General features: G+C 72.1%; 18 protein-coding genes and 1 pseudogene. 8 read left to right on the top strand and 11 right to left on the bottom strand.

What is annotated here, in order from left to right:
- Window positions 1-101: 101 nt before the first annotated feature.
- From iolD to CTZ28_RS09820, 4 genes are all read left to right on the top strand, one after another.
- Window positions 102-1,982: a 3D-(3,5/4)-trihydroxycyclohexane-1,2-dione acylhydrolase (decyclizing) gene (gene iolD / locus CTZ28_RS09835; protein ID WP_121888912.1), complete on the top strand. Its 1,881-nt coding sequence runs from the start codon at window positions 102-104 to the stop codon at window positions 1,980-1,982.
- Window positions 1,983-2,084: 102 nt separating this feature from the next.
- Complete coding sequence (locus CTZ28_RS09830) at window positions 2,085-2,870, top strand: GntR family transcriptional regulator (RefSeq protein ID WP_121888911.1); 786 nt, start codon at window positions 2,085-2,087, stop codon at window positions 2,868-2,870.
- A gap of 133 nt (window positions 2,871-3,003) precedes the next feature.
- The gene (locus CTZ28_RS09825) at window positions 3,004-4,491 is read left to right on the top strand and encodes a glycoside hydrolase family 76 protein (protein ID WP_121888910.1); all 1,488 of its coding nucleotides are present in this window, start codon (window positions 3,004-3,006) and stop codon (window positions 4,489-4,491) included.
- A gap of 20 nt (window positions 4,492-4,511) precedes the next feature.
- Window positions 4,512-6,374, top strand: coding sequence for a glycoside hydrolase family 76 protein (locus CTZ28_RS09820; protein WP_121888909.1), 1,863 nt, complete (start codon window positions 4,512-4,514; stop codon window positions 6,372-6,374).
- Between the two features lie 133 nt (window positions 6,375-6,507).
- Here CTZ28_RS09820 and CTZ28_RS09815 read toward each other — a convergent pair whose 3' ends face one another.
- The 11 genes from CTZ28_RS09815 to CTZ28_RS09765 form a co-directional block, all read right to left on the bottom strand.
- A complete protein-coding gene (locus CTZ28_RS09815; protein WP_121888908.1) occupies window positions 6,508-7,572 on the bottom strand; it encodes an alpha/beta fold hydrolase in 1,065 nt (354 codons plus the stop codon).
- A gap of 218 nt (window positions 7,573-7,790) precedes the next feature.
- Entirely contained in the window at window positions 7,791-8,972 is a 1,182-nt protein-coding gene (locus tag CTZ28_RS09810; protein WP_183154329.1) for a macrolide family glycosyltransferase, read from the bottom strand.
- A gap of 70 nt (window positions 8,973-9,042) precedes the next feature.
- Window positions 9,043-10,029: a Gfo/Idh/MocA family protein gene (locus CTZ28_RS09805; RefSeq protein WP_259471529.1), complete on the bottom strand. Its 987-nt coding sequence runs from the start codon at window positions 10,027-10,029 to the stop codon at window positions 9,043-9,045.
- Entirely contained in the window at window positions 10,026-11,423 is a 1,398-nt protein-coding gene (locus CTZ28_RS09800; RefSeq protein WP_121888906.1) for an NDP-hexose 2,3-dehydratase family protein, read from the bottom strand. The genes CTZ28_RS09805 and CTZ28_RS09800 overlap by 4 nt, the downstream gene beginning before the upstream one ends.
- Before the next feature lie 43 nt (window positions 11,424-11,466).
- Complete coding sequence (locus CTZ28_RS09795; RefSeq protein ID WP_121888905.1) at window positions 11,467-12,210, bottom strand: NAD-dependent epimerase/dehydratase family protein; 744 nt, start codon at window positions 12,208-12,210, stop codon at window positions 11,467-11,469.
- A 42-nt stretch (window positions 12,211-12,252) separates the two neighbouring features.
- Window positions 12,253-13,572: a lipopolysaccharide biosynthesis protein RfbH gene (gene rfbH, locus CTZ28_RS09790; RefSeq protein WP_121888904.1), complete on the bottom strand. Its 1,320-nt coding sequence runs from the start codon at window positions 13,570-13,572 to the stop codon at window positions 12,253-12,255.
- The gene (locus tag CTZ28_RS09785) at window positions 13,569-14,564 is read right to left on the bottom strand and encodes an NAD-dependent epimerase/dehydratase family protein (protein WP_121888903.1); all 996 of its coding nucleotides are present in this window, start codon (window positions 14,562-14,564) and stop codon (window positions 13,569-13,571) included. Before CTZ28_RS09785 ends, rfbH begins: the two co-directional genes overlap by 4 nt.
- Window positions 14,551-15,537: a dTDP-glucose 4,6-dehydratase gene (gene rfbB / locus CTZ28_RS09780; RefSeq protein ID WP_121888902.1), complete on the bottom strand. Its 987-nt coding sequence runs from the start codon at window positions 15,535-15,537 to the stop codon at window positions 14,551-14,553. Before rfbB ends, CTZ28_RS09785 begins: the two co-directional genes overlap by 14 nt.
- Window positions 15,534-16,601: a glucose-1-phosphate thymidylyltransferase gene (locus CTZ28_RS09775; protein WP_121888901.1), complete on the bottom strand. Its 1,068-nt coding sequence runs from the start codon at window positions 16,599-16,601 to the stop codon at window positions 15,534-15,536. Before CTZ28_RS09775 ends, rfbB begins: the two co-directional genes overlap by 4 nt.
- A gap of 121 nt (window positions 16,602-16,722) precedes the next feature.
- Window positions 16,723-17,295: a dTDP-4-dehydrorhamnose 3,5-epimerase family protein gene (locus CTZ28_RS09770; RefSeq protein WP_121888900.1), complete on the bottom strand. Its 573-nt coding sequence runs from the start codon at window positions 17,293-17,295 to the stop codon at window positions 16,723-16,725.
- A 47-nt stretch (window positions 17,296-17,342) separates the two neighbouring features.
- Window positions 17,343-18,629 carry an activator-dependent family glycosyltransferase gene (locus tag CTZ28_RS09765; protein ID WP_121888899.1) on the bottom strand — a complete coding sequence of 429 codons (1,287 nt, stop codon included), beginning with the start codon at window positions 18,627-18,629 and terminating at the stop codon, window positions 17,343-17,345.
- A 570-nt stretch (window positions 18,630-19,199) separates the two neighbouring features.
- Here CTZ28_RS09765 and CTZ28_RS09760 point away from each other — a divergent pair.
- From CTZ28_RS09760 to CTZ28_RS09745, 4 genes and pseudogenes are all read left to right on the top strand, one after another.
- Window positions 19,200-20,387 carry a sensor histidine kinase gene (locus CTZ28_RS09760; RefSeq protein WP_147481130.1) on the top strand — a complete coding sequence of 396 codons (1,188 nt, stop codon included), beginning with the start codon at window positions 19,200-19,202 and terminating at the stop codon, window positions 20,385-20,387.
- 80 nt (window positions 20,388-20,467) lie between these two features.
- On the top strand, window positions 20,468-21,076 hold the full coding sequence (locus CTZ28_RS09755; protein ID WP_259471528.1) for a response regulator transcription factor: 609 nt from the start codon (window positions 20,468-20,470) through the stop codon (window positions 21,074-21,076).
- Window positions 21,077-21,275: 199 nt separating this feature from the next.
- Window positions 21,276-23,123 (top strand): 2-oxoacid:acceptor oxidoreductase subunit alpha, encoded by a 1,848-nt coding sequence (locus CTZ28_RS09750; protein ID WP_259471549.1) that lies wholly within the window; start codon window positions 21,276-21,278, stop codon window positions 23,121-23,123.
- Window positions 23,113-23,296: pseudogene (locus CTZ28_RS09745) on the top strand (2-oxoacid:ferredoxin oxidoreductase subunit beta); the annotation flags it as partial. The gene CTZ28_RS09750 and the pseudogene CTZ28_RS09745, both read left to right, overlap by 11 nt.

The following is a 23,296-nucleotide window of genomic DNA, read 5'->3' as shown; positions in this document are numbered from 1 at the left end:
ACGGCCGAGTCGGTCACGCCCCTACGATCTGATCACGATGGGCTGTGCCCCGATCACTGCCGGCCGCGGCCGGCCGCCCGTCCCGTCCGAGTGAGGTTGCGATGAGCCACCCGAGCCAGCCGTCGATCCGCCTGACCACCGCCCAGGCGCTGGTGCGGTTCCTGTCCGCCCAGTACACCGAGCGGGACGGCGAACGGCACCGGCTCATCGCGGGCACCTGGGGCATCTTCGGCCACGGCAACGTCGCCGGGATCGGCCAGGCACTCGTCGAGTACGGCGAGCTGATGCCGTACCACCAGGGCCGCAACGAGCAGGCGATGGTGCACGCGGCCGTCGGCCACGCCCGGCAGTGCGACCGGCTGTCCGCGCAGGCCGTGACGACGTCCATCGGGCCCGGCGCCACGAACCTGGTCACCGGTGCGGCACTGGCCACGATCAACCGACTGCCCGTCCTGCTGCTCCCCGGCGACTACTTCGCCACGCGCGCCGCTGACCCGCTGCTGCAGCAGCTGGAGCACCCGGTCGAGTTCGACGTGTCCGTGAACGACGCCCTGCGCCCGGTGTCGCGGTACTTCGACCGAATCACCCGCCCCGAGGCGCTGATCCCGTCCGCGCTGAACGCCGCGCGGGTCCTCGCCGACCCCGCCGAGACGGGCGCCGTGACGCTCGCGCTGCCGCAGGACGTGCAGGCGGAGGCGTACGACTGGCCGGCGGAGTTCTTCGCCGAGCGGGTCTGGCCGGTGCGGCGCCCGGCCCCCGACCCGGCCGAGCTGACCGAGGCGGTGCGCGCCGTGCGGGCCGCCCGGCGGCCGCTGATCGTCGCGGGCGGCGGGGTCCACCACAGCCGCGCCGAGCAGGCACTGCGGTCCCTGGTGGACGCCACCGGCATCCCGGTCGCCAGCACCCAGGCGGGCAAGGGCGCGCTGCGCTGGGACCATCCGCAGGACGTCGGCGGCATCGGCCACACCGGCACGGCGGTCGCCGACGCCCTCGCCCGCACCGCCGACCTGGTCATCGGGGTCGGCACCCGCTACACCGACTTCACCACCGCCTCCCACACCCTCTTCCAGCACCCCGGCGTCCGCTTCCTCAACCTCAACATCACCGCGTTCGACGCGCACAAGCTGGCCGCCCGGACCGTGGTCGCCGACGCGCGCGCCGCCCTTCAGGCGCTGGCCGGGCCGCTGGCCGGGCACCGGGTGGACCCCTCCTACGAGGCCGAGTACCGGGCGGGCAAGGAGCGGTGGGAGCGGGTGGTCGAGGCCGCCTACCGCGCCGACGACGAGGACGCGGTGCCCACCCAGACCCAGGTGCTCGGCGCGCTCGACGCGGTGGTCGGGGACGACGACGTGGTGATCAACGCGGCCGGTTCGCTCCCCGGCGACCTGCACAAGCTGTGGCGGGCGCGCTCGCCGCGCCAGTACCACCTGGAGTACGGCTACTCCTGCATGGGGTACGAGATCCCGGCCGCCGTCGGTGTCCAGCAGGCGGCCCCGGACACCGTGGTGTGGGCGCTGGTCGGCGACGGCACCTATCTGATGATGCCGACCGAGATCGTCACGGCCGTGCAGGAGGGGCTGCCCGTCAACCTGGTCCTGATCCAGAACCACGGGTACGCGTCCATCGGCGGGCTCTCGGAGGCGGTGGGTGGCGAGCGCTTCGGCACCGCCTACCGGTACCGCGCCGCCGACGGCAGCTTCACCGGCGCACCGCTCCCGGTCGACCTGGCCGCCAACGCGGCCAGCCTCGGCATGGAGGTGCTGCGCGCCAAGACGGTGCGCGAACTGCGCGCGGCGCTGGCCACGGCCCGCGCCGGCGACCGGCCGACCTGTGTGTACGTCGAGACGGACCCGGCGCCCACCGCTCCCCCGGCCGAGGCCTGGTGGGACGTCCCGGTCGCCGAGACCGCCGGCCGCCGGGCCGCCGTGCGGGCCCGCGAGGAGTACGAGCGGCAGGCCGCCGACCGCCGCCGGCATCTTTGAACTCGCCTGCTGGACTTCCCCCGCTGAACGCGCTCTTCGAACTCGCCCTCGCGAACCGTCCCTTGCGACGGCCGTACCCGCGCTCCGGAAGGAGGTGTGCCGGTGGCCAGGACCGGTGACCGCTCCCGTTCGGCGGCCGCCTGCGCGCTCGGCTCGCTGGACCTCTCCCTGGACCGCACCAGTCCGGTGCCGCTGTACCACCAGCTCGCACGGCAGCTGGAGTCGGCCATCGAGCACGGGACCCTGGCCCCGGGAAACCTGCTGGGCAACGAGGTCGGCCTGTCCGCGCGGCTGGGACTGTCCCGGCCGACGGTTCGTCAGGCCATCCAGTCGCTGGTCGACAAGGGGCTGTTGGTGCGCCGCCGGGGCGTGGGCACCCAGGTCGTGCGCAGCCAGGTGAAACGGCCGCTGGAGCTGAGCAGTCTCTACGACGATCTGGAGTCGGCCGGGCAGGGTCCGAGCACACGGGTGCTGCGCAACGCGGTGGTCCCGGCCACCGCCGTGGCCGCCGCCGCCCTCGGCCTCGCCGAGGGCGCCGAGGTCACGCTCCTGGAGCGGCTGCGCTTCGCCCACGGGCAGCCGATGGCGTTCCTGTGCAACTACCTGCCCACCGCCCTGCTCGAACTCGACTCGCCGCGGCTGGAGTCGACCGGCCTGTACCGGATGATGCGCTCGGCGGGGATCACCCTGCACAGCGCCCGGCAGACCGTCGGCGCCCGCCGCGCCACCGCCGAGGAGGCCGCGCGGCTCGACGAGAAGGAGGGCGCCGCCCTGCTCACCATGCAGCGCACCGCGTACGACGACACGGGCCGGCCGGTCGAGTACGGCACCCACGTCTACCGGGCGTCCCGGTACTCCTTCGACATCCAACTGCTGGTCAGGCCCTGACCGATCGACGGCCCGCCAGGCCGCGCCGCAACTCCCTTGTCGGCATGCCCCGTTGACGCTCTGCCCGGCTCTCACTACCGTCCGAGAGCGCTCTCGCATCCGTCACCGCAGCACGTCCCGACAGGGAGGCCCCATGACTCCCGTACCACGGCTCCGCACCCCACGGCCGCGCCGCTTCCGGCGGCCGGCCGCGGCGCTCGCCCTGGCACTGCTCGCCGCCCTCGCCCCGCGGCCGGCGTCCGCCGCCGACAGCGCCGCGGCGGCGACCGTCTGCAACCGGTACTGCGACACCCGTGATCCCGCCCTCTCCCCCGGCGACCGGACTCCGGTCACGGCGACCCTCTACGGGCGGTCGATCGTCCTGCACTTCGACGACGCCGACGCGATGGGCTGGGCGTCCCTCGACAACGGCAGCCCGGGCGACGAGGTATGGCTCGACCGCTCCTTCGACGGCGGCCGCAGCTGGAGCTCGGGCAGCAGGCTCGGCAACACCGCCGTTCCCGCCGGCCGGCGCGACTGGCGCACGCTCATGTACAACGTGGACGACTGGAACAACCACGGTGTCGGCGCCCTGCGCGCCTGCGGCAAGGCCGGGGACCGCGCCGAGATCGCGTGCACCCCGTGGGCCCGCACCACCTGGAACGCCGGTGAGCGGCGCACGGCGGCGGCCACCGGGCTGATGACCTTCTACAACTACGGAACCGGCCTGTTCGACACCACCGGCTGGTGGAACTCGGCCAATGCCCTGACCGCCGTCATCGACAACATCCGGGTGTCCGGCATGGGCAGTTACGCCTACGCGGTCTCCCGCACGTACGACCTGAACGTGAACGCCCGGGACGGGCAGTTCCGCAACGAGTACATCGACGACACCGGCTGGTGGGGGCTGGCCTGGATCGCCGCCTACGACCTGACCGGCGACAGCCGCTATCTGAACACCGCCCGCGCCGACGCCGACCACATGGCCGCGTACTGGGACGGCACCTGCGGCGGCGGGGTGTGGTGGAGCACGGCGCGGACGTACAAGAACGCCATCGCCAACTCCCTCTACATCCAGCTCAGCGCGGCCCTGCACAACCGCATCCCCGGCGACACGACGTATCTCGACCGTGCGCGCGCCGGCTGGTCCTGGTTCCAGGGCACCGGCATGATCAACGGCTCCCAGCTGGTCAACGACGGCATCGACCTGTCCACCTGCCGCACCAACGGCCAGGCCGTCTGGTCGTACAACCAGGGCGTCCTGCTCGGTGCGCTCACCGAGCTGCACACGGCCACGGGCGACGGCGCGCTGCTCACCCGCGCCCGGCAGATCGCCGACGCGGCGACCACGGCCCCCTCGCTGCACACCGCCGAGGGCATCCTGCGCGACCCGTGCGAGGACGGCGACTGCGGCGGCGACGGGCCGTCGTTCAAGGGCGCGCACGTGCGCGGTCTCGGCAGGCTCGACGCGGCGCTGCCGGACCATCCCTACACCGGCTATCTGCGCCGCCAGGCCGACCGCGCCCAGGTGAGCGACCGGAACGCCCTCGACCAGTACGGGCTGCGCTGGTCGGGACCGGTCGACACGGTGGACGCGGCGCGCCAGCAGAGCGCCCTCGACCTGCTCGACGCGACACCGTGAACCGGGATCGGCGGTATCTCATGTCCCTGCGCACCCACCCCGTCCTCGGCGGGCTGCTGGCCCTGTTCCTGGCCCTCACCGGGCTCGTCGCCCTGCCCGCCCCCTCCCATGCCGCGACGCCGGTCTGTGCCCTGGCGTGCGACACCCTGGACCCCTCGCGGGCACGGCAGGAGAGCTTCCCGGTGCCGGACCGGAACATCAACGGCCGGATCCTCCGGCTGCATGTCTCCGACCCGGACGACATGGCCTGGGCGAGCATCGACGACGGCGTGCCGGGCGACTCGGTGTGGCTCGACCGGTCCTGGGACCGGGGCGCGACCTGGGAGCCCCTGCTCGGCAAGGCGAGCATCCCCGGCACCTGGACCGGCACCCGCACGCTGATGTACAACATCACCGATCCGGTCGGGCACCGGCGCGGCTGGATCCGCGCCTGCGCCGACGCCGCCGCCGTCACCTGCACCGACTGGGTGTATCCGACGGTGTGCGACGGCTCGCGGTGCGACGGAGCCGACCCCGCCACGGCCGCGGGCGACGACACACCCGTGCCGTCGACCAGCCTCTTCGGACGCACCATCAGCCTGCATGTCGACCAGTCGGGCGGCATGGCCTGGGGCGTCGTCGCGGACGGCGCGGCGGGCGACGAGATCTGGCTCGACCGCTCCTGGGACGGCGGCGCGAGCTGGCCCGAGGGGTCCTCACTGGGCCGGACGAGCGTACCGTCCGGGGCGGCCTCGGCCCGGACCGTCATGGTCGCCACCCGGGACCCGCGCGGCCTGCTGTACGGCGGGGCGGTCCGCGCCTGCGGCCGTGCGGCCGGCCACCAGGAGGGCAGCTGCACGGCCTGGGTCAGGCCCGCGCCGACCCGGGCGCGCGCGGCGGCGGACGCGCTGATGGCGTCGTACCGCACCGACGAGGGCTGGTGGCGCAGCAGTTGGTGGAACTCGGCCGTGGCGCTCACCACGCTGGTGGACTTCGCCGAGCGCACCGGGCGGGGTGACTACGACTGGGCGATCGCCCGTACCTTCGAGCAGAACCGCGGCATCTTTCCCGCGGGCGCGCGCAGCTCGGACCCGGTCGAGGGCCACTTCATCAGCCGTGCCGTCGACGACGCGGCCTGGTGGGCGGTGGCCTGGCTGACGGCGTACGACCGCACGGGCGAGCGGCGCTATCTGGACGAGGCGGTCACGATCACCGACTACGTCCACCAGTACTGGGACACCGGCACCTGCGGCGGCGGGGTGTGGTGGGACCGGGAGCGCACCTACAAGAACGCGGTGACCAACGGCCTGTATCTGTGGCTGGCCACCGCGCTGCACCAGCGGATCGGCGGCGACACCGTGTGGGGCGCCCGCGCGGCCACGGCTGCCGACTGGTACCTCGCCAGCGGGATGATCAACTCCTCCGGTCTGGTCAATGACGGGCTGACCGCGGGCTGCGGCAACAACGGCCAGACCGTGTGGAGTTACAACCAGGGCCTGGCCATCGGCGCCTTCACCCAGCTGTGGCGCTCCACCGGCGACGGCCGGTACCTGGAGACCGCCGAGCGGCTGGCCGACGCCGCGGTCTCCTCGCCGGCGCTGACCCGCGACGGCGTGCTGACCGAGTCCTGCGACCTCGGCGCGAACTCCTGCGACGACAACCAGAAGCAGTTCAAGGGCATCTTCGTGCGCCACCTCGCCGACCTGGCGGACGCCACCGGGTCCGCCGCCTACCGGGCGTACGTCGTGAAGCAGGCCGACTCGATCTGGGCCACCGACCGTGACTCGCTCAACCGCCTCGGCCAGCGCTGGTCCGGAACCTCCCCCAACCCGTCGGACTGGCGCACCCAGTCCAGCGCGCTGGAGGCGCTGACGGCGGCGGCGCGGCTGACGGGCTCGGGCTGAGGGCCGGGCGGCGGCCCGGGGCGGACGGTCGTCAGGTCGTCCTCGGTGATGCCGAGCGAGGCCAGTGTCTGCCAGGGTCGCACCGTGCCGCGCGCGCCGCGGGAGGTCGCGGCGCCCTCGTTCCCGTGCCCGCTCACGAGCGTCTCTCGCCGAGTGGGGCACGGGGCACCGGCCGGGCGCCGCGGCGCGTCACGCGCAGCCACAGCAGCTGGGAGACGAGCCAGCGCCGCATCGCGCCGAGATGGGCGGGCGAGCCGTGCACGTCGTCGAACGTCCGGAACCGGACGTCGGGGAGCGTGCGGCGCAGCAGCGCCTGCTCCGTGTCCGGGATGATCTCGTCACGGCTGCTGGCGACGTACCGGACGGGAATGCGCAGCTGCCCGAGCTGCTTCGGGGTGAGCGCGAACTCGGGGAGCCGGCCGCGGAGTTCGGTGAGGTCCTCGCTGCGGGTGAGCCGGCGCAGGGTGTCGGCGGTGATGCCGGGCACGCGGGGCCACCACGCCTCGTCGGCGAAGAAGTCGGCGACGGGCGCGCCCACGGTGAGGACGCGGCGGATGCGCGGGTCCTCGGCGGCGGCCCGCAGGGCGAGGTGGCCGCTGAAGCTGAGGGCGAGCATCGAGGTGTCCGCGACCCGGGCGCGGCCGGCGAGCCGGTCGAGCAACAGGCCGAGGGTGCGCCAGGAGTCGGGCCCGTAGGTGAGGGTGTTCTCGCCGACGCCCGGCAGCTCGGTGACGACGGCGGCGAAGCCGAGTCGGCGCAGCAGGGGCAGCAGCGGCGCCCACTGTTCCTTGACGCTGACGATGCCGCCCATGACGACCAGCAGCGGTCGGGACGCGCCGAGTCCGGCGGCCCAGCACGCGACGGTGCCGTCGCCGTGATCGAACTCCAGGCGCTCGATGCCGTCCTGGCCGCGGCGCCACCGGTCGAAGGTGTCGACGCAGAGCCGTTGGGCGGTGCGGCGGTCGGCGTCGCCGTGGTACGGGAAACGGGCGAGCGCGTAGTGCCGGCACGCGTCGAGGAGGTCACCGCGGGCGGCGGCGGCCCGGCCCTCGGCGGTCCACACCGCGGCCCAGGAGTCCGGGTTCCCTGCGGTGTCGTCGGTGATCCGGGCGAGGACACGCGTGGCGTGCTCGGCCGTCATGCCCTGGCCGCGGGCGTGCAGACGGGCGAATTCCTTGAGTTCTTCGAGATGGTCCATGGCGGTCGGTCACCGTCCCCGGTCGGTGCAGGGCGCCGTCGGGACGGCGCGGACCGAGGCCGTGCGGCCCGGTCGACTGCGGTGTGCGGCAGTGTGCGGACCGCCCCGGGCAGCGCCGGGGCGGCCGATGCCGACCGGTGTCGTACGGCCTGTGAGCGGGGGCCGTACGACACCGGTGCGGCGGCCCGCGGCCCGGATCCGGGCCGCGGAGTCGGTGTTCAGCCCAGGCGGGCGAGGTGGTTCTCGACGGCGTCAGCCGCGACGGCGGGCCCGTCGACGGACCGCATGCGCTCCCGCAGGGCCCGCACCCGGTCGGCCAGGGACGCGTCGCCGGTCACCTGGGCCGCGGTCTCCCGCAGGCTCCGCACCGTGACGTCCTCCTTGGCCAGCCGGCGGCCGAGGCCCAGCTCCTCCACGCGCTGGGCGTTCGCCCGCTGCTCGCTGGTCTGCGGCACGACCACCATGGGCACGCCGTTGTCCAGCGACTCCATGGTGCTGTTCATGCCGCCGTGGGTGATGAACAGCCGGGCGTGGCGCAGCACATCGAGCTGCGGCGCGTACCGGCGTACGTCGACGTTGGCGGGCAGCGGCCCGAGGCCGGCCGGGTCGGTGTGCTCGCCGACCGTGATCAGGACGTCCCACTCGGAGTCGCCGAAGGCCTCGATGGCCATCGTGAAGAACTCCGGCCAGCCCCTGGCCGAGGTACCGAGCGAGATCAACAGCACGGGCCGGTCGGCCGAGGACGGCTGCCAGCTGCCCTGGTAGGGGCGTTCGGCAATGCAGGGCCCGGTGAAGACGAACCGTTCGTCGAAGGTCTCGCCCGCGTACTGGAATTCACGCGGGAGGAAGACGATGCCTAGCTGCTCGATCGCCGAGAGGAAGCCCATCGGGTCGGCCGGCAGGCCGAACCGGGGCAGCACACCGGCGAGTTGCTGCACCGCTTCCATGATCTGCGGGTCGTTCAGCTCCGCCACCGGGAACTTCTCCCGGAGCGAGAAGTGTTCGTTCGCGCCGAACACCGGATAGGTGCGGATCAGCGGAATGCCGTCCTTGGCGGCGAGGAAACGCGCTCCCCACGCCATGAAGTCATGGACGATCACATCCGGCCGGTTCTTCTCGTAGAACGGTGCGACCTGGGCCACGAGCGATGTGCTCTCGTTCAGGCACCGCAGTCCCTCGCCCGCGTTCTCCTCGGCGGTCAGGGGGGCCCGGTAGAAGTCGCCGAAGACCGAGTCGTACCGGACCGGTTCGGCGCCGGCGGCCTTCACGATGGGGGCGAAGTGGTCCGTCACCGTGCAGGTGACGCGATGGCCCCGTCTCACCAGCTCCTCGACCACGCCGATCGTGGGATTGACATGGCCTACGGCCGGAAAGTTGAAGAAAGCGATATGGCGTTGCACAAGTGTCTCCTTCCGTGCCGTGCCGGTGTCCTTCGGCCGGTCGTCGCCGAAGAGTCCGGGCAGCGGCCGCTCATCCAGTTCTGTCGGGTTCGTCGCGCGAGGCCGACCGGCGTATCTCGTCGAGGAGTTCGGCCTGCCGCAGGATCGCCCCGGTGTCCGGCGGGGTTCCGGTGCGCACCGCGGCGGCGAAGGCCGCGACGGTGGCCGCCACCTGGTCGTGCGGTTCGAGCCGGATCTCCTCGGCCGTCCCGCCGCGGTGCAGGCCGATCACGGGGACGTGGTCGGCGGGCGGGGTGAACGCCCGGTCCACGGTGATGCTGCCCTCGCTGCCCCACAGTTCGTACGACGAGCGATAGGCGTGTTCCATGCCGAAGGTGATCTGGGCCGTGGCGGTGCCGGCAGTGCCCAGCAGCGCGGCGCCGGAGGTCTCGACCCGCCGGCCGGTGCCCCGCACGAGGCGGGCGCCGACCACGTCGAGTCCGTCGCCGAGGAAGTGCAGCGCGGCCCGGAGCGGGTAGATCCCGACGTCGGCCAGTGCCCCGCCGCCCAGCTCCGGGTCGTATCTGATGTCATCGTCCGGCAGCGGCGGGATGGTGAACGCCGCGTGGAACGCGCGCAGTTCACCGATCGCGCCGTCGGCGACCAGGCGTTCCACCGCCCGGTGCCGGTGGTGGTGGACGAACATGACGTTCTCCATGAGCACCAGGCCGCGGCCGCCGGCGAGTTCGAGCAGTTCGGCGGTGCGCCGGTGGTCAAGGGTCAGGGGTTTCTCGGCGAGGACGTGCCGGCCCGAGCGCAGTGCCGCCTCGGCCCACCGGGCGTGCAGGGCCGCGGGCAGCGGCACATAGACGGCCTGGATGTCGTCCTGTTCGAGGAGTTCGGCGTATCCGTGCACGGGACGGCAGCCGAAGTGTTCGGCGACCTGCCCGGCCTTGGCCGGGTCACGGCTGGCCACGGCCGCGATCTCGATGTCGGGGCAGGCGGCGAAGGCGGGGAGCATCCGGCGCACCGCGATGCCCGCGCAGCCGATCACCCCGATCCGCACGGGTCCGGTCACGGGGTCCGCTCCGCGATCGCGTTGAGGCAGGCGAGCATGGTGCGGGCCTGGACGTTGAGGTAGTGGCCGTGCCGGACCAGGGACGTCAGCTGCCCGGGGGTGACCCAGGCGTAGCCGGGCGGCGGGGTGCGCGGGGCGTCGGACTCGTCCGCCCGCACGACGAGGAAGCGGCTGACGGCGTTGAGGAAGCGGCCGCCCTCCTCGGAGTGCACGACCTCGTAGCGGATGCGGTCCGGGCCGGCCCGCAGCACCGTGTCCAGGAACCTGGGGCGTTCCCTCTCGGGCAGATGGGCGTAGTTGTCCGGGGTGCACTGCACGGTCGGTCCCAGCTCGACGGTGTCGAGGAAGCCGGCCTCGACCCGGGCGTGCGCCAGCACATGCGGGACGCCGCCGAACTCGCGGGTCAGGAAGGCGGTGACGCCCAGGCCGACCGGCTCGAACAGGGGCTGGGTCCAGCCCGTCACCTCGCGGTTGCCGGCCCGTACGGACACCGCGACGACGTTGAAGTAGCGGCCCTCCTCGTGCTCGATCGCGCTGTCGCCGCGTTTCCAGCCGGGGATGGAGTCCAGCGGGACGCGTTCGGTGCGCACGGAGTGCCGGGTGCGCTCGCCGGTGATCCAGGAGAGCAGGTCGGTGTCGGAGAGCAGCGCGCCGTCCGCGGCGTCCGCGAAGGGCAGACAGGACAGCACGGTGCGGGAGTCCATGTTGACCACGTTGTCCCGGTGCAGCAGTTCATGGATCTGGCCGAGGGTGAGCCAGCAGAAGTCGTCGTGCAGCGGCACGTCGCCGACGGCCTCCACCACCATGTTGCGGTTGGCCTTGCGGTAGAACCACGAGCCGTGCTCGGACTGGAGCACGTCGGCGACGATCCGGCCGCGGTCAGGACCGACGAAGTACTCGATGTACTTGACGTCCGCGCCCTGGTGGGCCTTGGTGTAGTTGCTGCGGGTCGCCTGGACCGTGGGCGAGAGCTGGAGCAGGTTCGGGTTGCCCGGCTCCATCTTCGCCTGCATCAGGAAGTGCAGCACCCCGTCGAACTCCTTGACGAGGATGCCTAGGACACCCACCTCGGGCTGTTTGATGATGGGCTGGCACCAGTCGGCGTACGGGCCGTCGCCGTACGGTTCCCCCTCCTCCGTGACGTGCAGGCCCTCGACGGTGAAGAACCGGCCGCTGCGGTGCACGAGGTTCCCGGTGGACACCTGGAACGACCAGCCGTCCAGCTCCGCGAACGGTATCCGCTCCACCCGGAAGGTATGGGCCCTGCCCCGTTCGGCCAGCCAGTCGCCGAAGTGCTCGGTGCGCAGGTGCGCGCCCCGGGTGTGGGCGGCCGACAGAGCGATGCGGGCGGGCAGGCTCTTGTTCTCACGCGTCTGGAGGATGTGGGACGGCATCGGAGAGACTCCCCGCCTTTCTCGTGTTGCGTACGCGGCCGGGTCAGGCATGGTCGGCCGCGAGGAAGTCGTTGAGGACCAGGCGGTAGTAGTCGGGGCCGAAGCCCATGTCCGCCACCTGGGGGACCAGGGCGCGCAGCTTCTCGGTGGAGATGTCGTACCGGACGCCGGTGTCCACGTACTCCTTGCGCGGTGTGCGCCCCAGCGCGCCGGCGAGGTGGTCGACGATGTCTTCTACCGGGACGGCGAATCCGGAGGCCACGTTGACCGTGTCGGCCCGCAGGCCCGCGGCGAGCAGCAGGTCGATGATCGTGATCGCGTCGCTGACCCGGATCAGGTCACGGGAGGCGCCCCGGTGCATCGCCACCGCTCCCTCGCGGACCTGCCGGAACAGCGTGGGTATCAGCTGGTGGTACCGCCCGTGCGGACCCACCAGGTGGGCCAGCCGGAGGATGAGGTGGTCGACGCCGGAGTCGCGCAGTTGCTCCTCCAGGGCGAGTTTGTGCGCGCCGTAGGGGGTGTAGGGGGTCACCGGGGTGTCCTCCCTGCCGGGCCCCTCGGCGCGCCCGTACATTCCCGTCGCGGCCGTCGAGAAGAACACCAGCCGCTGTCCGGTGGCCGCGCACTGCTTGGCGACGTCGCGCAGCAGTGCGGCCTCCCGCGCGAAGTCCGCGTCGGAGGCGCCGCTCGTCCTGGACTCCCCCGCCGCGAGGGCCACGGTGCCCGGATGCCGGCCGGCCAGCGGACGCAGGCTCCGCGCCAGGAATCCGGTTCCCACTATCTCCATCGTCGTCGTCCTGATCTCTGGGTGGGAGGCGGTCCGTCGGGCTCAGCCGCGCTGGGCCACGAATTCCTTGATCGTGGCGGTCATGTAGTCGAGCATTTCGTCGGTGAGCCCCGGGTAGACGCCGATCCAGAAGGTGTGCTCGGTGATGACGTCGCTGTTGGTGAGGTCGCCGACGATGCGGTGGGGCCGGCCGATGTAGGCGGGCTGGCGGGTGAGGTTGCCGGCGAACAGCCGCCGGGTGCCGATCTTCCGCTCCTCCAGGTGGGCGACCAGTTCGGCGCGGGTGAAGCGGGCCTCGGGGTCGACGGTGATGACGAACCCGAACCAGCTCGGTTCGGACCGCGGGGTCGGCTCGGGCAGCAGCAGGCCCGGCACGCCGTCCAGTCCCTCGCGCAGCCGGCGCCAGTTGCGTCGCCGCGCGTCGATGAAGCCGTCCAGCTTGTCGAGCTGCGCGAGGCCGAGGGCGGCCTGGATGTCGGTTCCCTTCAGGTTGTAACCGACGTGGGAGAAGATGTACTTGTGGTCGTATCCGGCGGGCAGGTCGCCCATCTGGTACTCGAACCGCTTGAAGCAGGTGTTGTTCTTGCCGGGTTCGCACCAGCAGTCCCGCCCCCAGTCGCGCAGCGACTCCACGATGCGGGCGAGGCCCAGGTTCGAGGTGAGCACGCAGCCGCCCTCGCCCATGGTGAGGTGGTGCGCCGGGTAGAAGCTGACCGTGGTGAGGTCACCGAAGCTGCCGGTGAGCTGTCCGTCATAGGTGGAGCCGACCGCGTCGCAGTTGTCCTCGATGAGGAACAGGCCGTTTTCCTCGGCGAGTCGGGCCACCTCGGCGACCTCGAAGGGGTTGCCGAGGGCGTGCGCGATGATGATCGCCCGGGTCTTGGGGCCGATGGCCCGCGCCACCCGGTCGGCCGTGGTGTTGTACGTGGCCAGGTCGACGTCCACGAAGACCGGCAGGAGCCCGTTCTGCAGGATCGGGTTGACGGTGGTGGGGAAGCCCGCGGCGACGGTGATCACCTCGTCGCCCGGCTGCAGCGGCCGGTCCCCGGCCTGGTGCGAGGTGAGGGCCGTGACGGCGAGGAGGTTCGCCGACGAACCGGAGTTGGTCAGATGGGCCTTGCGTCGCTTCAGGCGCTTGGCGAACGCGGACTCGAACTTCTTGGAGCTGGGCCCTGCGGCGATGCGCATGGTCAGCGCGGCCTCGACGAGGGCGACCCGGTCCGCTTCGTCCAGGACCGCGCCGGAGGGCCAGATCTCGGTGACGCCGGGCACGAACTCCCGGTCGGGCGCGGTCTCCCGGTGGTATCTGCGGACCTCGTCCAGCACCCGTTCCTTGTTGGGGGAGGTGTCGCTCATCGTCATGTCCTTCCGTTGACGGGCGTCGGCACCGCGGCCGAGAGCAGATCGCGCAGCGAGGCGTCGAGGGTGCGCCGCGGCTGCCATCCCAGGAGCCGCTGCGCCCGTGAGACGTCCAGTTGCTGCCACTGCGCGTCGGTGCGCGCGGGCTGGTCGGGAACGGTCTCGACGACCGGGAGGTCCACACCGCTGAGTTCGACCATGCGGTGAATCAGCGCGTCCATCGCGACCGCCTCGCCGCGGCCGATGTTGATCACCTGGCCGCCGAGGCCGGTCCCGGGCGCGGTGGCGGCGGCCCGCACCGCGTCGACGGCGTCGTGCACATCGACGACGTCGCGGCGGGCACGCAGCGGCGGGAGCCTCAGCTCGTCCGGCCGCTCGCCCAGGTGCCGGGCGCGGGCGGCCGCGCCGAGGTGCGCGGCGACCCGGCCGAAGAGGCTGCCGGCCGGCACCCCGGCGCCGATCACGTTGGCGAGGCGGAGGACCACGCCGTCCAGGCCGCCTTCGGCCGCGGCCAGCACGGTCCGGGTGCCGAGCAGTTTGGTGCGCCCGTACGGTGTGACGGGAGCGGGCTCCTGCTCCTCGGTGGTGCCGGCGCCCGGTGTGCCGGCGCCGTACTCGTGGACGGTGCCGAGCTGGATCAGCCGCGGCGGGCGGGGCAGTCCCGCGAGTGCTGCCGTGACGCACGCGACCAGGTCGGCGTTGCCCGCGGTCATCTCGGCCTCGTCGCCCCGCCAGACCCGGCCGGCGGCGTTGATCACTACGTCGGGCCCCACCGAGCGGAAGAATGCGGTGAGTTCGCGCGGCCCGGCGGCCAGCAGGTCCATGCTGACGTGCTGCCGGTCCGCCGGTCCGTCCTGGGCCGGGGTCCGGGACACCTGGTGCACCAGGGCGCCGTCGGCGCACAGCGCCGCGCCGATCCGGCGGCCCAGGTAGCCGGTGCCGCCGAGCACCACGACACGGAGCCCGGCCGCTCCGCCGCTGTCAGCCGTCCGCACGTTCGGCCCCGTACTTGACGGTCTTCCACCAGTCGGGGTTGTCCCGGTACCAGGCCACCGTGGCGGCCAGTCCCGCGTCGAACCCGGTCAGCGGCGCATAGCCCAGTTCCTCGCGGATCTTGGACTCGTCGATGGAGTACCGCAGGTCGTGTGCCTTGCGGTCGGCGACGTGGCGGATCATCTCCGGGCCCGAGCCGGTCAGTTCGAGCAGCCGCTCGGTGATGGCGCGGTTGGTCCGCTCGTTGCCGCCGCCGATGTTGTAGACCTCGCCGGCCCGGCCGCCCTGGAGCACGAGGTGGATGCCGCGGCAGTGGTCGTCGACGTGCAGCCATTCGCGGATGTTGCGTCCGTCGCCGTACAGCGGCACCTGCCGCCCCTCCAGCAGGTTGGTGACGAACAGCGGGATGAGCTTCTCCGGGTGCTGGAACGGCCCGTAGTTGTTGGAGCAGCGCGTGATGGACAGGTCCACCCCGTGGGTGCGCCAGTAGGTGCGGGCGACCAGGTCGGAGCAGGCCTTGGAGGCCGCGTAGGGGGTGTTGGGCAGCAGCGGCCAGTCCTCGGTCCAGGCGCCCGCCTCGATCGAGCCGTACACCTCGTCGGTGGAGACGTGCACGACCCGCTCGATCCCGCTGTCCAGGACGGCGTCGAGGAGTGTCTGGGTGCCGAGGACGTTGGTGCGGAAGAACTCCCCGGCGCCCTCCAGCGAGCGGTCCACATGGGACTCCGCGGCGAAGTGCACCACGGCGTCGTGTCCGGGCAGCAGTTCGCGCAGCAGACCCGCGTCGCAGATGTCACCGCGGACGAACTCCAGGCGCGGGTGCGCGGCCGGCAGATTCGCGCGGTTGCCGGCGTAGGTGAGCTTGTCCAGGGCGGTGACCCCGGCGCCCTCCCAGCCCGCGTAGTGGTCCGCGAGGAGGTTGCGGACGAAGTTGGAGCCGATGAAACCGGCCGCGCCGGTGATGAGGATCCTCATGCCGCGACTTCCACTCGGGTGTGGTCTCCGACGACCAGGCGGTAACCGTCCGTGCTCTGCTCGCTGGTGCCGACGGAGGCGGAGCGACCGATGACGGAACTGCGCAGGCCCTGGACGCCGGTGACCGACGCGCCGTCCAGGGCGATGGAGTACTCCAGCCGGCTTCCGGTGACCGTGCAGCCGCGCCCGATGGCCGTGTGCGGACCGATGTGGCTGTCCTCCACGACCGTGCCGGCGCCGATGATCGCCGGCCCCTCGATGCGGGAGCGCACGATGCGCGCCCCTTCCGCCACGACGACCGGTCCCGCCAGCACGCTGGCGTCGTCGACCGCACCGGCCATGTGGGGCCGCAGGCTCTCCAGGATGTGCCGGTTGCACTCCAGGACGTCCTCGACGTTCCCGGTGTCCTTCCAGTAGCCCTCGTACTGGCCGGCCCGTACGTCCGCGCCCGCCGACACCAGCCACTGGATCGCGTCGGTGATCTCCAGCTCGCCGCGGGCGCTGGGCTCGATGGCCCGCACCGCCTCGTGGATGGCGGCGGTGAAGAAGTACACGCCGATCAGGGCGAGGTCGCTGCGCGGCTGCTCCGGCTTCTCCACCAGGCGCAGCACCTCGCCGCCGGGACCGAGTTCGGCCACGCCGAAGGCGCGCGGGTCCGGGACCTTGTACACCACGACATGGGCGGCCGGGCGGTGCGCGGCGAACTCCCCGGCGATGCCGGCGATGCCCTCGGGCAGCATGTTGTCGCCGAGGTACATCACGAAGTCGTCGTCGCCGAGGAAGTCCCGGGCGATGGCGACGGTGTGGGCGAGGCCGAGCGGGGCGTCCTGCTGGATGTAGGTCAGCCGGGCCCCGAACCGCGCTCCGTCCCCGAGTGCCTGGCGGATCTCGGGGGCGCGGTCGCCGACGATGACCCCGATCTCGGTCACGCCCAGGTCGAGGATGTTCCTCAGGACGTATTCCAGGACGGGGGTGTTGGCGATGGGGATGAGCTGTTTGGGCATCGAGTAGCTGAAGGGCCGTAGGCGGGTGCCCGATCCGCCGGACAGCACCAGAGCCTTCATGGCAGGTCCTCTCGGTTCATGTGGTGGTGCCTCTTCGGTCTGGTGCGCGGTGCGCGGCCGCTCGGCCGTGCACGCGTGGCCCCGGTGCGCCGGTGGCCGGCGGGACAGGGGTGATGCCGCGTCAGGCGGCCTGGAAATCGGACAGCATGCCTGTCGCCAGGGCCTCGGCCAGCGAGGGTGCCGTCGCGTCCTTGTCCGAGAGCAGCGGTGTCCCGGCGCAGTCCCAGGGCAGATCCAGGTCGGGGTCGAGCGGGTTGATGTCGATCTGGGTGCCGGGGACGTAGGTGCTGGAGACGACGTAGCAGATGCAGGCGTCGTCGGTGAGCGCCAGGAAGCCGTGGCCGACGCCCTCCGGGACGTACACGGACCGGCCGGAGGCGGCGTCCAGTTCGTTCACCTGGTGCCGCCCGAAGGCGGGCGAACCGACCCGCAGGTCGACGACGATGTCCCGCAGCGCGCCCCGGACGCAGGTGACGAACTTGGCCTGTCCGGGCGGGATGCGCACGCTGTGGATGCCGCGCAGGGTGTGCCGCCTGGACACCGAGTAGTTGATCTGCCGGGGCCGGAACGCGATCCCCGCGGACCGCTCCAGTTCGTCGGACCGCATCGACTCGTAGAACACGCCCCGGTCGTCGGATATGTGGTCCGGCTCGATCAGGAACGTGCCGGGGATGGTGGTTTCCTCGATGCGCACGGCTCGCTCGCCCTCCCGTCCTGGATTCGACTCGTACGGTGCGGGCCTCAGCCGCGGTGTTCCGCGGTCAGCCGCTCCAGGACGGGGACCACGTCCTTGGGCGCCGGGGCGGCCAGCATGTCCTCGTGGAGCCCGCGGGCCCCGAGCCGGAAGGACGGCTCCTCGATCAGCCGGACCAGGTCCTTGTGCAGGTCGGCGACGTCGATCGCCGCCGGGTCGGCGGTCAGTCCTGCGCCCCGGCGGGCGACGTAGCGGGCCGTGACCATCTCGTCCCACATCGGCAGCGGCACGACGAGCTGCGGCACCTGGAAGGCCACGGCCGCCGCGAACGTCCCGCCGCCGCCGTGGTGGATGATGGCCGAGCTGGTGGGCAGCACCTGGTTGAGCGGTACGTACTCGATGGCGCGGACGTTGTCCGGGAGCGTGCCCACGGCGGCGAGCTGCTCGCTGTTGAGCGTCGCGACGAGTTCCAGGTCCAGGCCGGACACGGAGTCGAAGAACTCCCGCATCGGGAAGCCGCTGTGCCGGCCGGCGAGCAGCCGTCGGCTCACCCCCAGGGTGAGCACCGCGCGGGGCCGCTCGGGCCGGGAGTGCAGCCACCGGGGAAGCACGGCGGCCCCGTTGTACGGGACCCGGCGGACCGGGACGTAGGTCAGATCCAGCGGGTTGCGCATCCGGGACTGGGTGAGGTCCAGGGTCCACTGGCCGACCAGCGTCTCCTCGGTGAAGTCGAGGCCGTAGCGCTCCAGGACCGGGCCCAGCCACTGCATCCACGGGTCCTCGGTCAGCTCCGAGGACGGATCGGCCAGCTCCTGCCGCGTCCTGGAACGGATCAGGCCGATGTTGTCCATGCCGAACAGAAGCCGCGCGTGCGCGGCGCCGCAGGCGCGTGCGGCCACGGCACCGGTCGGCGCCAGCGGGTCCCACAGCACCAGGTCCGGGCGCCAGTCACGGGCGAACTCCACCAGCGCGTCGAGGACCGGCCGCCGCCCGCCCTCGGCCGCCTCGCGCGGGTAGTACGCGTGGAACATGCCCGCGAGGACGGCCCTGGTGGTGCGCCAGGCGTGCTCGTCGTCGGGGTCGAGGGCCAGCGTGGGCCGGTCGGGGCCCGCGGCGGCCATGAGCGGGGCCAGGGAGGCGGTGAGCTCCTCCTTGCCGCCCAGCGACACGGCGGTGAGGCCGGCCGAGGTGATGTTCGGGATCACCTTGGGGTCGACCACGCCCTCGGGGCTCGCCAGGACGACCTCGTGACCGGCGCTCTGCAACGCCCAGGCCAGCGGGATGGCCGGATACAGGTGTGCCGATGTCGGAAAGATGGTGAAAAGAACGCGCATCGCTGACCTCTCCGAGACTGCCGGCCCGACGCCGACGCGTGCTGTTCGGCTCGCATCCTGTGAGGGGGCTCTAAAGAGCCGCTTGTGCACCGCGGGCAGGAGCGGCCCGCCGGCGGTCCGTGCGGTGGCCGGGTCTGCGCGCGGGCGCCGTGCCGGCACGACGCCGGGCAGGGCGGGGCGGGCGGCTCCCGGGTGTCACGCCGACCCGGACTCCCCCGGCAGGAGCGGACGCGGGCCCGGCGTTCCCGTGGCCGAAATGGCCGTTCCCGCGTACGGAAGTTCCTGGGCGCGCTTGCGCCCGGGCCGGCATTTCGTCTATCCGTACCCTTAGCGAGAAGCGGCGGGTTCACTACCGGAAAAGGTGAATCCGTTTCTACTCTTCGCCCAAGGGCCGTTGGTTCCGCAAATTTGAGCTCGCCAGTCCCTGATTGCAGCACAGTCTTTACGACGGTGACTTATCATCCCCCGCAGGCAGGATGGCGCACATAGTTGCGAGAGGCCGTGCGGATGATGGACAGTCACGACCGTTCCGACAGTGCGGACGAGTCGAGGGGCAGCAGACCCGGGGCGGTGACCCCGCCCGCACTCGTCCATCGTCTCCCGGCTCCGCGGATCGCCCGCACCGTCCTCGGCACCGCGCTGCTGGGCTGCGCGCTCCTCAGCACCACCAGCATCCTGACCGCCGGGGTGTCCCCCGCGGCCGAGGCGACCGGCCTTGTCCTGCTGCCGGCGCTCCTCGCCCTGCAGCTCCTGCACTGCGCAGCGGGCGGCAACCGGGCGTCCCTGCGGCGCAATTGCCTGACCCTGGCCCTCCAGGCGCTCCTGACCTACCTGCCGTTCCTGATCTTCCAGGCCCTCTGGGAGACCATGGCCGGCTGTCTCGCCGCCTCGCTCCTGCTCCTGCTGCCGCGCCGCGCAGCCTGGCCCCTCTACGCGACGGTGGGGCTCAGCGTCCTCGTCCCGGCCCTCCTCCAGGGCCGGCCCCTGCTCCAGAGCGTCCACCTCACGCTCACCACCCTGCTCACCGGGCTCGTCCTGTACGGGCTCACCCGGCTCACCCGGCTCATCACGCACCTCCACACCACCCGCGGCGAACTGGCCCGCCAGGCGGTCACCGGGGAACGGCTCCGCTTCGCCCGCGACCTCCACGACCTCCTCGGCTTCAGCCTCTCCGCCATCACGCTCAAGAGCGAACTCGTCCACCAGCTCATCCCCACCCAGCCCACCCGCGCCATGAAAGAGATGGACGACATCCTGGCCATCGCCGGCCAGTCCCTCACCGACGTCCGCAAAGCCGCGAGCGGTTACCGCACCCTCTCGCTCCGGCAGGAGATCAGAACCGCACAGTCCATGCTGCACGCCGCCGGCATCCAGGTGCACACCGAATTCGAACTCGGCGCGCTGCCACCGCTCATCGACACCGCGCTCGCCACCACCCTGCGCGAAGCCGTCACCAACCTCCTGCGCCACAGCAAGGCCACGCACTGCCGCATCAAAGCCGCCCAACACGACGGTGTCATCCGGCTCTCGGTGGAAAACGACGGCGTCGACCCCGCTTACCACAACCCCGCGCCGGACAGCGGCAACGGACTCGGCAACCTGCGCACCCGTATGACCGCAATAGGCGGGCGCCTCGAATCGGACCTCGGAAAGGACGGCACATTCCGCCTCATCGCCGAGGCGCCCGCCAGAAAACCACCGGAGACATCACCGGAAACACGGGACATCCTGTTCCCGCCCAACGGATCGGCCGCATGATCGCACGTCTTAGCGGCAACAGTACGGACCACGACACCTCGCCACGATCCGGCCCCTCACGGACCGCAGACGGGAGCTCAGTGATACGCATACTGCTCGCCGAAGACATGAACATGGTCCGCGGCGCCCTGGTCGCTCTGCTGAACCTCCAGGACGATCTCGACGTCATCTGCGAGGTCGAACGCGGGGACGAGATCGTCGACATGGCGCTCGAGCACCGGCCCGACGTCGCCATCATCGACATCGACCTGCCCGGCGTCGACGGGCTGTCGGCCGCCACTCAGCTACGCGAACGGCTGCCCCAGTGCCGCACCCTCATCCTCACCAGCCTCGGCCGCCCCGGCACCCTGCGCCGGGCCCTGGAGGCCCGGGTCTCCGGCTATCTCCTCAAGGACGCACCGTCCGGCGAACTCGCCCTGGCCGTACGGCGCGTGGCGGCCGGTCACCGAGCCGTGGACCCGGAACTGGCGCTGGCCGCCTGGGGCGAGTTCGAGAGCCCCCTCACAGACCGGGAGACCCAGGTGCTGCGGCTCGCGGCGGAGGGCGCCGAGGCCCGGGAGATCGCCTCCATGCTGCGGTTGTCGGCGGGGACGGTGCGCAACTATCTGACCACCGTGGTCAGCAAGCTCAACGCGCGTAACCGTGTCGACGCGATCCGCATCGCGAGGGACGCGGACTGGCTGCCGTGACGGCGTCCGGGCGTGCCCACCGGGCCGCACGGCCTCACGGACCGGCTTTGGCCGGTCACAAGCGGCGCTCACTACCGTGCGGCGGCAGGCAGCCAGCTGCGTCGACGGGAAGGAGCGGCCGGTGGCCGTTGACACGACTGATACGAGTGACACGAGCGCCCCCGGGGGCACGGACGCATCGGCTCGTCCGGCTCCCGAGGTGCGCCGCCTGGACCGGGTGATCATCCGGTTCGCGGGGGACTCCGGCGACGGGATGCAGCTCACCGGTGACCGCTTCACCTCGGAGACGGCGTCCTTCGGCAACGACCTGGCGACGCTGCCGAACTTCCCCGCCGAGATCCGGGCGCCCGCGGGCACCCTGCCCGGCGTGTCCTCCTTCCAGCTGCACTTTGCCGACCACGACATCCTCACCCCCGGCGACGCACCGGACGTGCTGGTGGCGATGAATCCGGCCGCGCTGCGGGCCAACCTCGGCGATCTGCGGCGCGGCGCCGAGATCATCGTCGACTCCGACGAGTTCACCGGGCGCGCGCTGACGAAGGCCGGCTGGGCCGCCTCCCCGCTGGAGGACGGCTCGCTGGCGGCGTACGCGGTGCATCCGGTGCCGCTGACCACGCTGACGGTGGAGGCGCTGAAGGGCTTCGGTCTGACCCGCAAGGAGGCCGAGCGCAGCAAGAACATGTTCGCGCTGGGCCTGCTGTCGTGGCTGTACCACCGGCCGACCGAGGGCACCGAGGCGTTCCTGCGGCGCAAGTTCGGCAAGCGGCCGCACATCGCCGAGGCGAACGTCGCCGCGTTCCGGGCCGGCTGGAACTTCGGCGAGACCACCGAGGACTTCGCGGTCTCCTACGAAGTCGCGCCCGCAGCCGAGGCGTTCCCCGCCGGCACGTACCGCAACATCTCCGGGAACCTGGCGCTGTCCTACGGACTGATCGCCGCGTCCCGGCAGGCGGACCTGCCGCTCTACCTCGGGTCGTATCCGATCACCCCGGCCTCGGACATCCTGCACGAGCTGTCCCGGCACAAGAACTTCGGCGTACGGACCTTCCAGGCCGAGGATGAGATCGCCGCCATCGGCGCCGCGCTCGGCGCCGCGTTCGGCGGGGCCCTCGCCGTGACCACCACCTCAGGACCCGGCGTGGCACTGAAGTCCGAGACCATCGGACTCGCGGTGTCCCTGGAACTGCCGCTGCTGGTCGTGGACATCCAGCGCGGCGGGCCCTCCACCGGCCTGCCCACCAAGACCGAACAGGCCGACCTGCTCCAGGCCATGTACGGCCGCAACGGCGAGGCCCCGGTGCCGGTCGTCGCCCCGCAGACCCCCGCGGACTGCTTCGCCGCCGCCCTCGACGCAGCCCGGATCGCGCTGACCTACCGCACCCCGGTGTTCCTGCTCTCCGACGGCTACCTCGCGGGCGGCTCCGAACCCTGGCGCGTCCCCGGCATCGAGGAACTGCCCGATCTGCGCGTGGAGTTCGCCACCGGACCGAACCACACGCTGGCGGACGGCACCGAGGTGTTCCGGCCCTACAAGCGCGACCCGCGGACCCTCGCCCGCCCCTGGGCGGTCCCGGGCACGCCGGGTCTTGAGCACCGCATCGGCGGCATCGAGAAGCAGGACGGGACGGGGAACATCTCCTACGACCCGGCCAACCACGACCTCATGGTCCGCACCCGCCAGGCCAAGATCGACGGGATCGCCGTCCCCGGTCTCACGGTCGACGACCCCGACCACGCCCGCACGCTCGTCCTGGGCTGGGGATCCACCTACGGCCCCATCACCGCCGCCGTCCGCAGGCTGCGCGCGGCGGGCGAGCCGGTCGCCCGGGCCCACCTGCGCCATCTCAACCCGTTCCCGGCCAACCTCGGGGCGGTGCTGGCGCGTTACGACAAGGTGATCGTCCCCGAGATGAACCTCGGCCAGCTCGCCGGCCTGCTGCGGGCCAGGTACCTGGTCGACGCGGAATCGTACAGCCAGGTCGACGGAACGCCGTTCAAGGTCGAGCGGCTCGTCACCGTTCTCAAGGAGGCCGTCCATGCCCGTTGAGGCACTGTCCCTGGTGCCGAAGGCGGACGTTCCGCTCTCGGCCCGCGACTTCAAGTCGGACCAGGAGGTGCGCTGGTGCCCGGGCTGCGGCGACTACGCGATCCTGGCGGCCGTGCAGGGCTTCATGCCCGAACTCGGCCTGGCCCGGGAGAACATCGTCTTCGTCTCCGGCA

Origin of the sequence: Streptomyces shenzhenensis (assembly GCF_003688995.1) — a bacterium.
In the GTDB taxonomy this organism is placed as follows: domain Bacteria; phylum Actinomycetota; class Actinomycetes; order Streptomycetales; family Streptomycetaceae; genus Streptomyces; species Streptomyces shenzhenensis_A.
The sequence above is the reverse complement of the archived record's forward strand: the minus strand, read 5'-3'. Positions and strand labels throughout refer to the sequence as shown.

Bases quoted from the DNA above. Each gene is read 5' to 3' on its own strand.
- iolD (WP_121888912.1), top strand. From the start codon at position 102: ATGAGCCACCCGAGCCAGCCGTCGATCCGCCTGACCACCGCCCAGGCG.
- CTZ28_RS09825 (WP_121888910.1), top strand. From the start codon at position 3,004: ATGACTCCCGTACCACGGCTCCGCACCCCACGGCCGCGCCGCTTCCGG.
- CTZ28_RS09820 (WP_121888909.1), top strand. From the start codon at position 4,512: ATGTCCCTGCGCACCCACCCCGTCCTCGGCGGGCTGCTGGCCCTGTTC.
- CTZ28_RS09815 (WP_121888908.1), bottom strand. From the start codon at position 7,572: ATGGACCATCTCGAAGAACTCAAGGAATTCGCCCGTCTGCACGCCCGC.
- CTZ28_RS09800 (WP_121888906.1), bottom strand. From the start codon at position 11,423: ATGCCGTCCCACATCCTCCAGACGCGTGAGAACAAGAGCCTGCCCGCC.
- CTZ28_RS09795 (WP_121888905.1), bottom strand. From the start codon at position 12,210: ATGGAGATAGTGGGAACCGGATTCCTGGCGCGGAGCCTGCGTCCGCTG.
- rfbH (WP_121888904.1), bottom strand. From the start codon at position 13,572: ATGACGATGAGCGACACCTCCCCCAACAAGGAACGGGTGCTGGACGAG.
- rfbB (WP_121888902.1), bottom strand. From the start codon at position 15,537: ATGAGGATCCTCATCACCGGCGCGGCCGGTTTCATCGGCTCCAACTTC.
- CTZ28_RS09775 (WP_121888901.1), bottom strand. From the start codon at position 16,601: ATGAAGGCTCTGGTGCTGTCCGGCGGATCGGGCACCCGCCTACGGCCC.
- CTZ28_RS09765 (WP_121888899.1), bottom strand. From the start codon at position 18,629: ATGCGCGTTCTTTTCACCATCTTTCCGACATCGGCACACCTGTATCCG.